The sequence below is a fragment of the Sphingomonas sanguinis genome (genome assembly GCF_001476905.1).
In the GTDB taxonomy this organism is placed as follows: domain Bacteria; phylum Pseudomonadota; class Alphaproteobacteria; order Sphingomonadales; family Sphingomonadaceae; genus Sphingomonas; species Sphingomonas sanguinis_B.
In genome coordinates this window covers 1-13,054 of record NZ_LDTE01000134.1, presented here as the reverse complement: position 1 = coordinate 13,054, position 13,054 = coordinate 1, and the positions used below count along the sequence as shown (strand labels likewise).

Genomic DNA, 13,054 nt, shown 5'->3' with positions numbered 1-13,054 from the left:
GAGGGGTCGGGGGAGGGCAAGACGCCTCGCAGAGACCGTCGCTGCCGATCAACACTAGAAACAACCCGATGATCTTCCCCCCCACCACCTGCCAGCGCCTGATCGTCAAGGTCGGCTCCGCCCTCCTCGTCACGCCCGAGGGTGAAGTCCGTCGCGACTGGCTGACGGGACTGGTCGCCGACATCGCCGCGCGGGTACGCGCCGGGCAGCAAATCGCGATCGTCTCGTCCGGCGCGATCGCACTCGGCGCGCGTCGCCTGGGCCTGCCCAAGGGGGGCCGCGCAAGCCTGGAGGATGCGCAGGCCGCTGCCGCCACCGGCCAGATCGCGCTCAGCCAGGCCTGGGCTGAACTGCTGCACGGGCAGGGACTGACCGCCGCGCAGATGCTGGTAACGCTCGACGATCTGGAGGATCGCCGCCGTTACCTGAACGCCGCCGCGACGCTGAACCGCCTTCTGGGCTTGGGCGTAGTGCCGGTCATCAACGAGAATGACAGCGTAGCGACCGAGGAAATCCGCTTCGGCGACAATGACCGGCTCGCCGCGCGGGTCGGCCAAGCGGCGGGCGCGAACGGCGTGTTGCTGCTCTCCGATGTGGATGGGCTCTACGACAGCAACCCGCACACCAACCCGAATGCGCGCCATATCGAGCGGGTCGAGCGGATCGACGCGGTCCACGGCATGGCCGATGGCGGCTCCGCCTCGGGCATGGGATCGGGCGGCATGGTGTCGAAGATCGCCGCCGCGCGCATCGCGGTCAGCGCGGGCGCGCATCTCGCCATCGCCTCGGGCCGGATCGACCATCCGCTGTCGACCCCCGCCCGCCACACCATCTTCGTCGCCGAAAAGAGCGCGCCGGCCCGCAAGGCGTGGCTGGCGGGCGGCCTGACCGCGCGCGGGGCCATCACCGTCGATGCGGGCGCGGCCAGGGCGCTGGCGGAGGGCAACAGCCTGCTCGCGGCCGGGGCGACCGCCGTGCAGGGCCATTTCGCGCGCGGCGACCTCGTCACTGTCGAAGGTCCGAACGGCACCATCGCTCGCGGCCTCAGCGAATATGACTCGACCGAGGCGCGCGCGCTGATCGGCACGCGATCGGACCAGCAGGCCGAGATACTGGGTCATGCGCCACGCGCCGCGCTGATCCATCGCAACCATCTGGCCCTGCTATGATCGTCGCCATCACGGGGGCGACCGGTTTCGTCGGTCGCGCGGTGGTGGACCGTGCCGCCGGTTCGGGCCTGACCTTGCGCGCCCTCACCCGCCGCGCCCAGCCGTCGCGCGCCGGGATCACCTGGATCGCGGGTGCGCTCGACAAGCCCGAGAGTCTCGCCACGCTGGTCGAGGGGGCCGATGCCGTGCTGCACATCGCGGGCGTGGTGAACGCCCCCGATCGCGAAGGCTTTGTCGCGGGCAATATCGAGGGCACCCGCGCGATCGTCGCGGCGACGCAGGCGGCGGGCATCCGTCGCTTCGTCCATGTCTCCTCGCTGTCGGCGCGCGAACCCGACCTGTCCGTCTATGGCTGGTCCAAGCGCCAGGCCGAGGATGTGGTGACGGACAGCGGCCTCGATTGGACCATCGTCCGGCCGAGCGGCATCTACGGCCCGCACGATACCGAATGGCTCGACGTGTTCCGCACCGCCAAACTCGGCCTCGCCTTCATGCCGCCGCCGGGCAAGCTGTCGGTGATCGCGGTCGAGGATTTCGCCCGGCTGCTGACCACGCTGGTCGCCACCGATGGCCCCCGCGCCGTGCTGGAGGTCGATGACGGGCAGGTTCTGACCCATGCCGAACTCGCCCAGGCGATGGGCGCGGCGGTCGGGCGGCGGGTGATGACGCTGCATCTGCCCAAGGGACTGATGAGCCTGGGCGCGAAGATCGACCGCGCCTTGCGCGGCAAGGGGGCCAAGCTGACCGCCGACCGGGTCGGCTATCTCTGCCATCCCGACTGGACCGCCGACCCTGCCCTGCGCCCCGACCCGGCGCTGTGGGAACCCGCCATACCGCTCGCCAAGGGGCTGGCGGATACGGCACGGTGGTATCGCGCCAACGGCTTGCTATAGCAGCAAGATACGCGCGGTCGAAAAGCCGCCGCATTTGGGTGCCACTAGGCGCCCGACTGAAAGGATCACCATGAGCGACCGCCAAGCCATTTTCGATACCGTCGCGGCCCAGATCGCGCCCTTCAACAAGAAGGGTGTCGCACTGACCGAGGCGACGACCTTCCAGGGCGATCTGGAGTGGGACAGCCTGACCGTGATGGATTTCGTCGCCGCGATCGAGGACGAGTTCGACATCATCATCACGATGAACATGCAGGCCGAGATCGAGAATGTCGGCCAGCTGGTCGACGCGGTCGAAAAGCTGAAGCAAGCCTGATCGCCTTCAAACGGACACCGACATGACCGAAGCCGCTGCCCAGCCCCACGCCCTTCCCGCCGATGCGCCGGAAATCGCGCCCGAGCACGACCTGCTGTCCAAGTTCGACGGCCTGATCGCCGAGCGGCAGAAGCTGCTCGACTCGGGCGTCACCGATCCCTTCGCGATCGTGATGGAACAGGTGAAGTCGCCGACCGAGGCCGTGATCCGCGGCAAGGACACGATCCTGCTCGGCACCTATAATTATATGGGCATGACCTTCGACGCGGACGTGATCGCGGCGGGCAAGACCGCGCTGGAGCAGTTCGGCTCGGGCACGAACGGCAGCCGGATGCTCAACGGCACCTTCCACGACCATATGGAAGTCGAACAGGCGCTGCGCGAATTCTACGGCACGACCGGCGCGATCGTCTTTTCGACCGGGTACATGGCGAACCTGGGCATCATTTCGACGCTGGCGGGCAAGGGTGAGTATGTCATCCTCGACGCCGACAGCCATGCGTCCATCTATGACGGCTGCCAGCAGGGCAATGCCGAGATCGTCCGCTTCCGCCACAATTCGGTCGAGGATCTGGACAAGCGGCTCGGCCGCCTGCCGAAGGAACCGGCCAAGCTGGTCGTGCTGGAGGGCGTCTATTCGATGCTGGGCGACATTGCCCCGCTGAAGGAGATGGTCGCCGTCGCCAAGAAGCATGGCGCGATGGTGCTGGTCGACGAGGCGCACTCGATGGGCTTTTTCGGCCCCAACGGGCGCGGCGTGTACGAGGCGCAAGGGTTGGAAGGCCAGGTCGATTTCGTCGTCGGCACCTTCTCCAAGTCGGTCGGTACGGTCGGCGGCTTCGTGGTGTCCAACCACCCGAAGTTCGAGGCGGTACGCCTGGCGTGCCGTCCGTACATCTTCACCGCCTCGCTACCGCCGTCGGTGGTGGCGACCGCTACTACCTCGATCCGCAAGCTGATGACCGCGCACGAGAAGCGCGAGCGGCTATGGTCGAACGCGCGCGCGCTGCATGGCGGATTGAAGGACATGGGCTTCCGCCTGGGCACCGAGAATTGCGACAGCGCCATCGTCGCGGTCATCCTGGACGACCAGGAACAGGCAGTCATCATGTGGCAGGCGCTGCTCGACGGTGGTCTCTATGTGAACATGGCGCGACCCCCTGCGACTCCGGCGGGCACCTTCCTGCTGCGCTGCTCCATCTGTGCCGAGCACACGCCCGCGCAGATCGAAACGGTGCTGGGCATGTTCCGCGCCGCAGGCCAGGCGGTGGGCGTGATCGGCTGATCCACTCCGCCCGCTTTGCAATATCTGCTGGTCGAGGATAGCGTGGCGACCGTGATCGAGCAGGATTATCAGCGAGAGGGGAGCCGCTGGCATACCCTTGCCCTGATCGCGGTGGCGCTGGCCGGTGCGGTCACGCTGGTCATGCTCATCCTGACGCTGGGCCATGCCAATCGCGAGCGTGACATCGCGCTGGAGCGGCAGCGGCACAGCTATGACGTGATGATCCTAGCCCGGACGCTGGCGGGTACCATCGCCCGGTCGGAGGCGTCGCTCGGTCGCTATGTCATCTCGGGCGACAGCAAGCTGGGCCAGATCTATTCGGACGAATGGACCCTGGCGGGCGCGCAGCTCGACCGGCTCGACATCCTTGTCGAGGATCGCGCGCAACAGCGGCTGATCGACCAGCTTCGCGCGGCTTACGGCGTGCGTGGCAAGGAATTGTCGACCATCGCGCTGTCGACCACCTATCACCGCAATCGACAGGCCTATGCGCTCTACTACCAGGCGGGTCAGGCCAAGGCGCTGTTGCGGATCGGCCGAACGCTCGATGCGCTGATCGATGGCGAGCGGGTGCTGCTCGACCAGCGGAGCGCCGCCGCGCGCGACTCGGTGCTCCACGCCAACCGGATCGCCGGCGCGCTGGCGCTGTTGGTGATCGGGCTGGTGCTCGGCGGCATCCTGCTCGGCTGGCTGATCCTGCGCGCGGTAGGCGAGCGGGCCGAGGCCCATGCCGAGGCCCGCGCCGAACGCGCCCGTGCCGAGGAACTGGCCGACGCGGTCGAAGCCGCGACCCAGGAGCTGAAGGTGCAGGAAGCCAAGCTCCGCCAGGCGCAGAAGATGGATGCGCTGGGCCAGCTGACCGGCGGTATCGCGCATGATTTCAACAATATGCTGGCGGTCGTTCTGGGCGGACTGGAACTCGCCCGGCGCTCCGGGAATGACGAGGATGTCCACCGCCATCTGGAGAGCGCGACCGAGGGTGCGCACCGCGCCGCCGCGCTGACCCGCCGCCTGCTGATGTTCAGCCGCGAAGAGGCACTGGCCCCGCAATGCCTCACCCCGCGCCAGCTGGTCGCCGACATGCGCGACATGCTCGACCGGACGCTGGGCGACGGCGTGAAGGTGACGGTCGAGGATGCGACCAGCGACTGGATGCTGTTCGGTGACCGGACGCAGATGGAGAATGCCATCCTGAACCTGGCGGTCAATGCCCGCGATGCGATGGACGGACGCGGCGAGCTGACCATCCGCACCGCCGAGGCGCAGGTCGGCGCGGACACGCTGCCGCGTGGCGGAGCGGGCGATTATGTCCTGCTGTCGGTCACCGACACCGGCGAGGGCATGCCGCCCGAGGTCGTCGAGCGAGTGTTCGAGCCCTTCTTCACCACCAAGCCCGCAGGCAAGGGCACGGGCCTCGGCCTAAGCCAGATCTTCGGGCTCGTCGGCCAGATGGGCGGCGACGTGACGATCCAGACCGCGCCTGGCGAAGGGACCACCGTCAGCCTCTATTTTCCCCGCCACATCGCCAGGCCCGTGGCCGCCTCCGTCGAGCCGGATGCCCCCGCCCCCGATGTAGCCGAGGATATGGGGGCGCTGCGCATCCTGCTGGTCGAGGATGATCCCCGCGTGCTCGCCGCGACGATGGAAGCGCTGGGCGAGCTGGGCCACGATCCCATTGCCTGTGGCGATCCACGCGAGGCGGAGGGACTGTTGGCGCGACATCCGGGCATCCGGTTGATCGTGTCGGACGTGCTCATGCCGCATCTGACCGGCCCCGAGCTGATCGCCGCGCTGCGCCCGCGTCACCCGGACGTCGCGGTGCTGTTCGTCACCGGCTTTGCGGGCGATGCGCAGGCAACCGGGTTCGAGGGGCATGAGGTGTTGCGCAAGCCCTTCACCCTCGCCGGGCTGGAGCGCGCCGTCGCGGCGGCATTGAAGCGGACCGAGGGGCCGGTCTGCGCCGCGGCCTGAGCCAAGTCGGACGCCGGAAGAATCCCGCGCAAACAAGGGGTGACGCGCCCTGCCCGCCCCCGTATAGCCATGGCCGTTTTATCGCGCGAGTGATGGCCCCCGGATGAAGTCCCCCGCATGAAATCCATCGATCGCTACATGGCCCGGTTGATTGCGTTGCCGCTGTTCGCGACGCTGCTCATCTCGGCGATGCTGCTGGTGCTCGACCGCATCCGCCGCCTGTTCGAGTTCGTCGCGACCGAGGGCGGGCCGATCAGCGTGGTGTGGCGGATGCTCGCCAACCTGCTGCCCGAATATCTGGGGCTGGGCATTCCGATCGGGCTGATGCTGGGCATCCTGCTCGCCTTCCGTCGCCTGGCCACCTCGTCCGAGTTGGACGTGATGCGCGGCGTGGGGATGAGCTATACCCGGCTGCTGCGCGTGCCGTACATGTACGCGATCGTGCTGGCGGCGCTGAACTTCGCGATCGTCGGCTATATCCAGCCGGTTGCCCGCTATTATTACGAAGGCCTGCGTTACGAGCTGCGGACTGGCGCACTGGGCGCCTCGATCAAGGTCGGCGAGTTCACCCATCTGGGCGACCGCATGACCCTGCGCATCGAGGAAAGCCGCGAGAATGGCCGCGACCTGTCGGGCATCTTCGTCCACGCCAACACGTCAAAGGGCGACTGGATCGGCGTGACGGCGCAGCGCGGGCGCTTCCTGGCGACCGACGATCCCAACGTCATCATCTTCCGCCTGACCAACGGCACGCTGATCCACAACCGGCCCGAGTTCAAGGCACCCCGCGTGCTGACCTTCTCCAGCCATGACCTGCCGATCGACCTGCCCAAGTTCGACAATTTCCGCCAGCGCGGCGGCCGCGACCTGGAGTTCACCCTGCCCGAGCTGGCCCGTCACGGTCAGGAGGCGCAGAGTGCCGAGGCACGCGCCGGCAGCCGCTCCGAGTTCCACTTCCGCGTGGTCGAGGTGGTGACGATGTTCCTGCTACCCCTGCTCGCGGTATCGCTGGGCATACCCCCGAAGCGATCGACCTCGGCACTGGGCGTGTTCCTGTCGATCGTGATGCTGGTCACTTATTTCAAGGTGAACCAATATGCCGCCGATATCGGCGCGCTGGGGCGGGTGAACCCGATCCTGGCGCTATGGGGGCCCTTCGCGGTATTCGCGGGGCTGGTCCTGTGGATGTATTATGTCACCGCCTATGTGCCCGGCGGCCAGCCGATCGGTGCGCTGGAGCGCGGGGTGGCGAAGCTGGCCAAGGCGATCGGTCGCTGGATACCCGGCCGCCGCCGTAAAAAGGCCTATACGGCATGAGCCTGTCCAACATTTTCCCGTCGAAGACGATCGCCATCTACATGGCGAAGATGTTCCTGGTCCGCACCTTCGCCATCCTGTTCGCGGTGGCGCTGGTGCTCCAGACGCTCGACGTGCTGAGCGAGTCCGGTGCGGTGCTGGCCGCGCCCGGCAACGGCCAGGCGCAGGTGTGGCGCTATGTCTCGCTGCGCCTGCCGCAGATCGTTTCGTTCCTGCTGCCCTTCTCGGTGCTGCTCGGCACGATCCTGACCTTCTTCACGATGAACCAGAATTCGGAGGTCATCGCGCTGAAGGCGGCGGGCATGTCGGCGCATCAGGTGCTCGCCCCCCTGCTGATCGCCAGCGCGGGCGTGGCGGCCTTCAGCTTCGCCTTCAACGACCGGATCGTGCCGCGCGCCAGCGCGACGCTGTCGGCCTGGCAGAAGGTGCAATATGGCCCCCTGCCCATCGATAGCGGCGACCGGGCCAATGTCTGGGTTCGCGACGGCGACGACCTGCTCTCGGTCGATCTCATCCAAGGGCGTGGGGCCAAGACGCAGCTGGGCGGCGTGACGCTCTATGACCGCGCGGGCGGCAGCCTGCAGGCGATCGTGCGCGCCCCGCGCGGCGTGCGGGCGGGCGATGGATGGCAGATCGGCCCGGCGACGCGGTTCGAGGTGAAATCGGGCAAGCTGACCCAATATCCTTCGCTGATCGTCGGGCGCGGGGTAACCCCGGAGCAGCTCACCCTGGCCAGCGTCAATGCCGACAGCCTGTCCTTCGGCGCGCTGTCGAGCGCGATCACCGACCTGCAAGAGGCGGGACGGCCGACCAAGTCGCTGGAGGGGTCGCTCTGGCACAAGCTGTCCGCACCGATGTCGGCGATGCTGATGCCGCTGCTGGGCGCGGTCGCGGCGTTTGGCATCGCGCGCTCGGGCAAGCTGTTCGTCCGTGCCGTCATCGGCATGGCGCTGGGCTTCGCCTATTTCGTCGCCGACAATTTCTCGATGGCGATGGGCGATCTGGGGGCTTACCCACCCTTCCTCGCTGCCTGGGCCCCGATCCTGTTGTTCTTCCTGATCGGCGAGGCCGTGCTGTTCCGTACCGAGGAGTGAGGGCGTAAGGCCCTCACCATTTGGGGATCACTTGCCCCGGCGCATCGTGCTTAGCCCGATCTTGGCGACCAGGCCCGGCAGGCCCTTGTAGCTCGCCTTGTGATAGGGCGAATCCGGTGTCAGCGCCGCACTGATCCGGCGGTGCGCCTCGCCCAGCGCATGATAGGGCAGCGACGGCAGTAGGTGATGCAGCGCATGATAGCGCAGGCCCACCGGTGCCCACAGCCCCGGAAGCAGCGCGGGCGGCGGCACGTTGACCGAGTCGAGATACTGGGCCGTGACGGTCATCTGCTCGCCCTCATTCTCCCAGAGATGGGCGACCAGTGTGCGCACCTGGTTCAGCACGGCGACCGCTGAGCCGATCGCAAAGCCGATCGCGAAGCCGCGCACCGGGATCACACCCGTCGCGACCATCGCCACCAGCGCGATCGCCCAGATCGACGCTGCCGCATCGGTCCGGTTGAAACGTACCAGCGCCTCACCCTCAGGCATGCGGCGGCGGAACTGCGGGTTGATCGCCAGCGCCGAATACCGCTCGACGACGATCTTGCGCAGGCCGGGGATCACCCAGGACAGCGGCGACAGGATCGCAAAGCGGATCAGCAGGCCCAGCGGCGCCAGCGCGGACACCAGGATGAACACCGGCAGCGTCCATGGCTTCATCAGCGCCAGCGGCAGATATTCGGGATCGTCCGCCGTGCCATAGCGCGTCTTGGCGTGGTGCAGGTTGTGAACCCCCTCATACATGAAGGCGGGCGTCAGCAGCGGCACGCCGACCAGCGCGTTCCAGCCTTCGCGGAACCGCGGCAGCGCCGAATGCTTCATATGGCTGACTTCGTGGATGAACAGCAACGCGCGGTAGAGCGCCAGCACCGCCACGACCGAAGCGACGACGATCACCCCCGTCGACGCCGCCGTCACGGCCACCGCCAGCGCGGCATAACCGACCAGCGCGCTGCCCACCATGTCGGCCCAGTAGAGGCCCGGGCGCGGCGCGATCAGGTCGCGGGTCAGTTCGGCGGCGGCGCGCAGCATCGCCTTATCGTCCGCGATCGGGACACGCGTGGGCGACGTCCCGACGGGCGAGGACTGAGGCGCGTGCGAGCCGCGATCGAAAGAAAGCGTCGATTCCATGGGTCTATCCTTTGCCCCCATATAGTGGCGACACGGTGGCATTCCCACGGCAGGCCATGACGATATCCTCACTCGCTATGATCGACCAAGCCGGTTAGGAACGAGCGCGAAATTATCTGCCGGACCTCACGCCCATGACCGTCACCATTCGCCCCATCTCGTCGAAAAGCGACCGCAAGGCGTTCGTCGACTTCCCCTTCACGCTGTACGCCGACGATCCGCACTGGGTTCCGCCGCTGAAGGGCGAGGCGCTGGGCCTGCTGACGCCCGAGAAGAATGGCTGGTACAGCCATGCCAAGGCGCAGCTGTTCCTGGCGGAAGAGAATGGCAAGGTCGTCGGACGCATCTCGGCGCATCTCGACACGCTGGCGCTGGAGATGGACCCGTCCAAGGGCTTCGGGCCGGGCGTCGGCTTCTGGGGCCTGATGGATGCGGTGAACCAGGACGTGTTCCAAGCGCTGCTCGCCGCGGCCGAGGGCTGGCTGCGCGACCAGGGCATGACGCGGGCGATCGGGCCCATCTCGCAATCGATCTGGGAAGAGCCGGGCCTGCTGGTCCAGGGCTTCGACCAAGACCCCACCATCATGATGGGCCATGCGCGGCCGGAATATCAGGGCTGGATCGAGGGCGCGGGCTACGGCGTCATCAAGCAGCTCTTCACCTATGAGCTCGACATCACGCAGGAATTTCCGCCGATCGTTCAGCGCATCATCAAGTCGGGTGAGAAGAACGAACGCATCCGCGTGCGTGAGGTGAACAAGGCCAAGTTCGAGGAAGAGGCCGCGATCATCCTGAGCATCCTGAACGATGCGTGGTCGGATAACTGGGGCTTCATCCCGCTCACCCCGCCCGAGATCAAGGATGTCGGCGTCAAGCTGAAGCCGATCGTGTTCAACGACCTGATCCGCATTGCCGAGCTGGACGGCAAGCCGGTGGCGTTCATGATCACGCTGCCCGACCTCAACGAGGCAATCAAGCCGCTCAAGGGCAGTCTGCTGCCCTTCGGCTGGGCCAAGTTGCTACTGTGGCTGCGCCGTCCAAAGGTGCGCACGATGCGCGTGCCGCTGATGGGCGTGGTCAAGGAACTCCAGTCGTCGCGCATGGCCAGCCAGCTGGCCTTCATGATGATCGAATATATCCGCCGCGCCTCGGTCGAGCATTATGGCGCGTCGCGCGGCGAGATCGGCTGGATTCTCGACGACAATCAGGGGATGCGCTCGATCGCCGAAACGATCAAAAGCGACGTCAACAAGACCTATAATGTCTATTCGCGCGATCTGACCTGACGCGCGGCGGGCGGGGCCGCCCTGTGGGTGCGGCCCCCACCCTTTTCCCTCACTTGTTGCGGCCGATATAGTTCAGCGGGTCGATACCCTGCCAGCGCCACTGGGCGCGCGTCTTGCAGACCTTGCCGCGCATGATGTGGTCTTCCTCGACGTTCAGGAAGCAGTAGCGGGTCGTCTTGGGATCGGGCGCGGTGGGCAGCGCGGACACCTCGGCAGAGGTCGCGGCGGGGGTAGCGGCGGGCTTGACGACCTCGTCACGCGGCAATGGCGTGGACAGGGCAGCAGCGGCGGCAAGCAGAGCGAACATCATGGCAATTCTCCGAAAGGCGTAAAAGGACGGGGGATCAGCGGCGCGTGATGCGGCCGGTCGGGACTTCGCCTTCGCTGGCGATCCATTCGTCCGCCGTGTGGCAGACCCTGGTGCGGATGCGCGTTCCGGTCAGAGCCTCGACGATGCAGTAGCGGGTGGGGGTCGCGGCGGCGGGGGCCGCGCCGGAGCGGGTGACGACCGCCACGGTATCGAGCGTAACGGTGGTCGGCGGTGCGTCCCGGACCGGCGAAGTGGCGGCTAAGGCCGATGTCAGCAGCAACGACAGCAACATGGTGGTAACTCCCTGGCGCCGGATCACCCCGGCATGTGAGTTACTGCATTACTCGTGCCACACACTAGATTTGTTTATTTTCAGCCATTTAGGAAAATGCGCTGTCGCAGATTCTGCCGTATTATGGCATAGAGCGCCAACAGTCTGGGGAATTTTCACCACCCTGGCGCGCGACGCCTTGGCATCGCGCCCCCGCCCCGGACCCATGTGCACCGGCATCGGAACGCAAAACCTCATCGCCGTGCAATATCCGGTCCATCTGCAGAATCTTGAGGATCGGCAGACGCTTCTACAAGTTAATGGATTGGCGCATCTTACAAGTCATGCACCAATACAGGCCGCCAAATCTCTTTCAGACAGCGATACCCAGAGTAACTACTATCTCCAGGATACGACAAATTCATGCACGATCGATGACATATTGATGGCGCTATTGCGAAAATCTCGCACGTACCGCGTCATTTGTCGTGAAACTGTCACCGCCTGCTGCGAACAGGGGTCGCATCGTCGTTCAACGGGATGCCCCTTCGATGGCAACACAGATGAGTACAGCCAGCGTCACCAAGGCCTATGATCGCTGGTCGCCTGTCTATGATCTGGTCTTCGGCCCCGTTTTCAAAAAGGGTCGCTCCGCCGCCATCGTCGCCGCCGAACGCATCGGTGGCCGCATCATCGAGGTGGGGGTCGGCACCGGTATTTCGCTGCCCCAATATTCGCGGGCGAACCGCATCATCGGCGTCGACCTGTCCGAGCCGATGCTGGACAAAGCGCGCGAGCGGGTGCGTCACGGCAAGCTGACCCATGTCGAGCAAATCGCGTACGGCGATGCCGAGGCGCTGCAATTCGCCGACAACAGCTTCGACGTGGTGGTCGCGCAATATGTCATCACCGCCGTGCCCAACCCGGAAAAGGCGCTGGACGAGTTCGCGCGTATCTGTCGTCCCGGCGGCGAGATCGTCATCACCACGCGCGTCGGCGCGGGCGACGGGCTTCGCGGTCGGATCGAAAAGACCCTGATGCCGATCACCAGCCGGCTGGGCTTCCGCACCGACTTCCCGTTCGATCGCTATACCGACTGGGCGGCGACGCGCGGCGATGTCGAGCTGGTCGAAAGCCGCCCCCTGCCCCCGCTCGGCCATTTCTCGCTGGTCCGCTTCGCGAAGCGCCAGCCTTCCGCCCAAGGACATGTCCAATGACTGGTTTTCGCGCGCAGCTCGCCGAACAGCGGTGGGACGATCATCGCTATTATCATCACAGCCTAGTCAACCAGAGCCTGCACTTTGTCAGCGCCTGCACCTTCCTAACTGCCTATGTCCTGCTGTTCATCGACCCGGCGGTCGCCAGCCTGCTTGCTTGGGGCGTGGCGATGACCAGCCGCCAGGCCGGGCATTTCTTCTTCGAGCCAAAGGGCTATGACCATGTGAACAAGGCCACGCATGAGCATAAGGAAGAGATCAAGGTCGGCTATAACCTGGCCCGCAAATACGTGCTGATGGGCATTTGGGGCGCGATCCCGGTGGTGCTGCTGGTCCAGCCGACATTGTTCGGCACGCTGGAATATCCAGACGGCTTCATGGGCTATCTGCGCCATGTCGGCATCGGCTGGCTGGGCCTGGGCATTAGCGCGATCTTTGTGCGCGTGATGCAGCTCTGGGCGCAGCGCGATCTGGAAACGGGTCTCGTCTGGGCGACGAAGATCGTCACCGACCCGTTCAACGACTTCAAGATGTACAAGAGCGCGCCCCGCCGCCTGATGAAGGGCGAGCGGATGGATCACCACGACGTCGATGATTTCGAGGATTTGAAGGCGGCGTAACGCGCGGCTTTCGGTTTGACGGACAGGGCGGCGGTTCGACAAGGACCGCTGCCCATTTTTTGTTCAAACGTCTCGTCTGGCCGCTCCCCTCCCGTAAACGGGAGGGGATGAGGGAGGGAAAGCCACAGGCGACAAGCTCGGTGAGACACCCTGCCCTCCCCAAACCCCTCC

At 66.0% G+C, this 13,054-nt stretch carries 13 protein-coding genes; 10 read left to right on the top strand and 3 right to left on the bottom strand.

All coding sequences use genetic code 11. The features are described from left to right. Positions 1-68 precede the first annotated feature (68 nt). The 7 genes from proB (at position 69) to lptG (ending at position 8,045) form a co-directional block, all read left to right on the top strand. Positions 69-1,169 (top strand): glutamate 5-kinase, encoded by a 1,101-nt coding sequence (gene proB, locus SB4_RS17105; protein WP_058753545.1) that lies wholly within the window; start codon positions 69-71, stop codon positions 1,167-1,169. Then, entirely contained in the window at positions 1,166-2,062 is an 897-nt protein-coding gene (locus SB4_RS17100) for an SDR family oxidoreductase (protein ID WP_058753544.1), read from the top strand. Before proB ends, SB4_RS17100 begins: the two co-directional genes overlap by 4 nt. A 70-nt stretch (positions 2,063-2,132) precedes the next feature. Beyond that, on the top strand, positions 2,133-2,378 hold the full coding sequence (locus SB4_RS17095; protein ID WP_058718202.1) for an acyl carrier protein: 246 nt from the start codon (positions 2,133-2,135) through the stop codon (positions 2,376-2,378). A 22-nt stretch (positions 2,379-2,400) separates the two neighbouring features. Next, positions 2,401-3,663: a serine palmitoyltransferase gene (gene spt / locus SB4_RS17090; protein ID WP_058753543.1), complete on the top strand. Its 1,263-nt coding sequence runs from the start codon at positions 2,401-2,403 to the stop codon at positions 3,661-3,663. 51 nt (positions 3,664-3,714) lie between these two features. Continuing rightward, positions 3,715-5,634, top strand: coding sequence for an ATP-binding protein (locus SB4_RS17085; protein WP_420893901.1), 1,920 nt, complete (start codon positions 3,715-3,717; stop codon positions 5,632-5,634). A 117-nt stretch (positions 5,635-5,751) separates the two neighbouring features. Next, the gene (gene lptF / locus SB4_RS17080; protein WP_174521623.1) at positions 5,752-6,951 is read left to right on the top strand and encodes an LPS export ABC transporter permease LptF; all 1,200 of its coding nucleotides are present in this window, start codon (positions 5,752-5,754) and stop codon (positions 6,949-6,951) included. Beyond that, positions 6,948-8,045 (top strand): LPS export ABC transporter permease LptG, encoded by a 1,098-nt coding sequence (gene lptG, locus SB4_RS17075; RefSeq protein WP_058753542.1) that lies wholly within the window; start codon positions 6,948-6,950, stop codon positions 8,043-8,045. Before lptF ends, lptG begins: the two co-directional genes overlap by 4 nt. 27 nt (positions 8,046-8,072) lie before the next feature. Here lptG and SB4_RS17070 read toward each other — a convergent pair whose 3' ends face one another. After that, entirely contained in the window at positions 8,073-9,179 is a 1,107-nt protein-coding gene (locus SB4_RS17070; RefSeq protein WP_058718199.1) for a fatty acid desaturase family protein, read from the bottom strand. 134 nt (positions 9,180-9,313) lie between these two features. Between SB4_RS17070 and SB4_RS17065 the strand changes: the two genes are divergently transcribed. Next, positions 9,314-10,465: a hypothetical protein gene (locus SB4_RS17065; RefSeq protein WP_058753541.1), complete on the top strand. Its 1,152-nt coding sequence runs from the start codon at positions 9,314-9,316 to the stop codon at positions 10,463-10,465. Positions 10,466-10,514: 49 nt separating this feature from the next. Here SB4_RS17065 and SB4_RS17060 read toward each other — a convergent pair whose 3' ends face one another. After that, positions 10,515-10,775, bottom strand: coding sequence for a hypothetical protein (locus tag SB4_RS17060; RefSeq protein ID WP_058718197.1), 261 nt, complete (start codon positions 10,773-10,775; stop codon positions 10,515-10,517). A gap of 34 nt (positions 10,776-10,809) precedes the next feature. Continuing rightward, entirely contained in the window at positions 10,810-11,067 is a 258-nt protein-coding gene (locus SB4_RS17055; protein ID WP_058753540.1) for a hypothetical protein, read from the bottom strand. A 542-nt stretch (positions 11,068-11,609) separates the two neighbouring features. Between SB4_RS17055 and SB4_RS17050 the strand changes: the two genes are divergently transcribed. Continuing rightward, positions 11,610-12,263, top strand: coding sequence for a class I SAM-dependent methyltransferase (locus SB4_RS17050; protein WP_241488668.1), 654 nt, complete (start codon positions 11,610-11,612; stop codon positions 12,261-12,263). Further along, a complete protein-coding gene (locus SB4_RS17045; RefSeq protein WP_058753538.1) occupies positions 12,260-12,883 on the top strand; it encodes a hypothetical protein in 624 nt (207 codons plus the stop codon). Before SB4_RS17050 ends, SB4_RS17045 begins: the two co-directional genes overlap by 4 nt. The last annotated feature ends 171 nt before the right edge of the window (positions 12,884-13,054 follow it).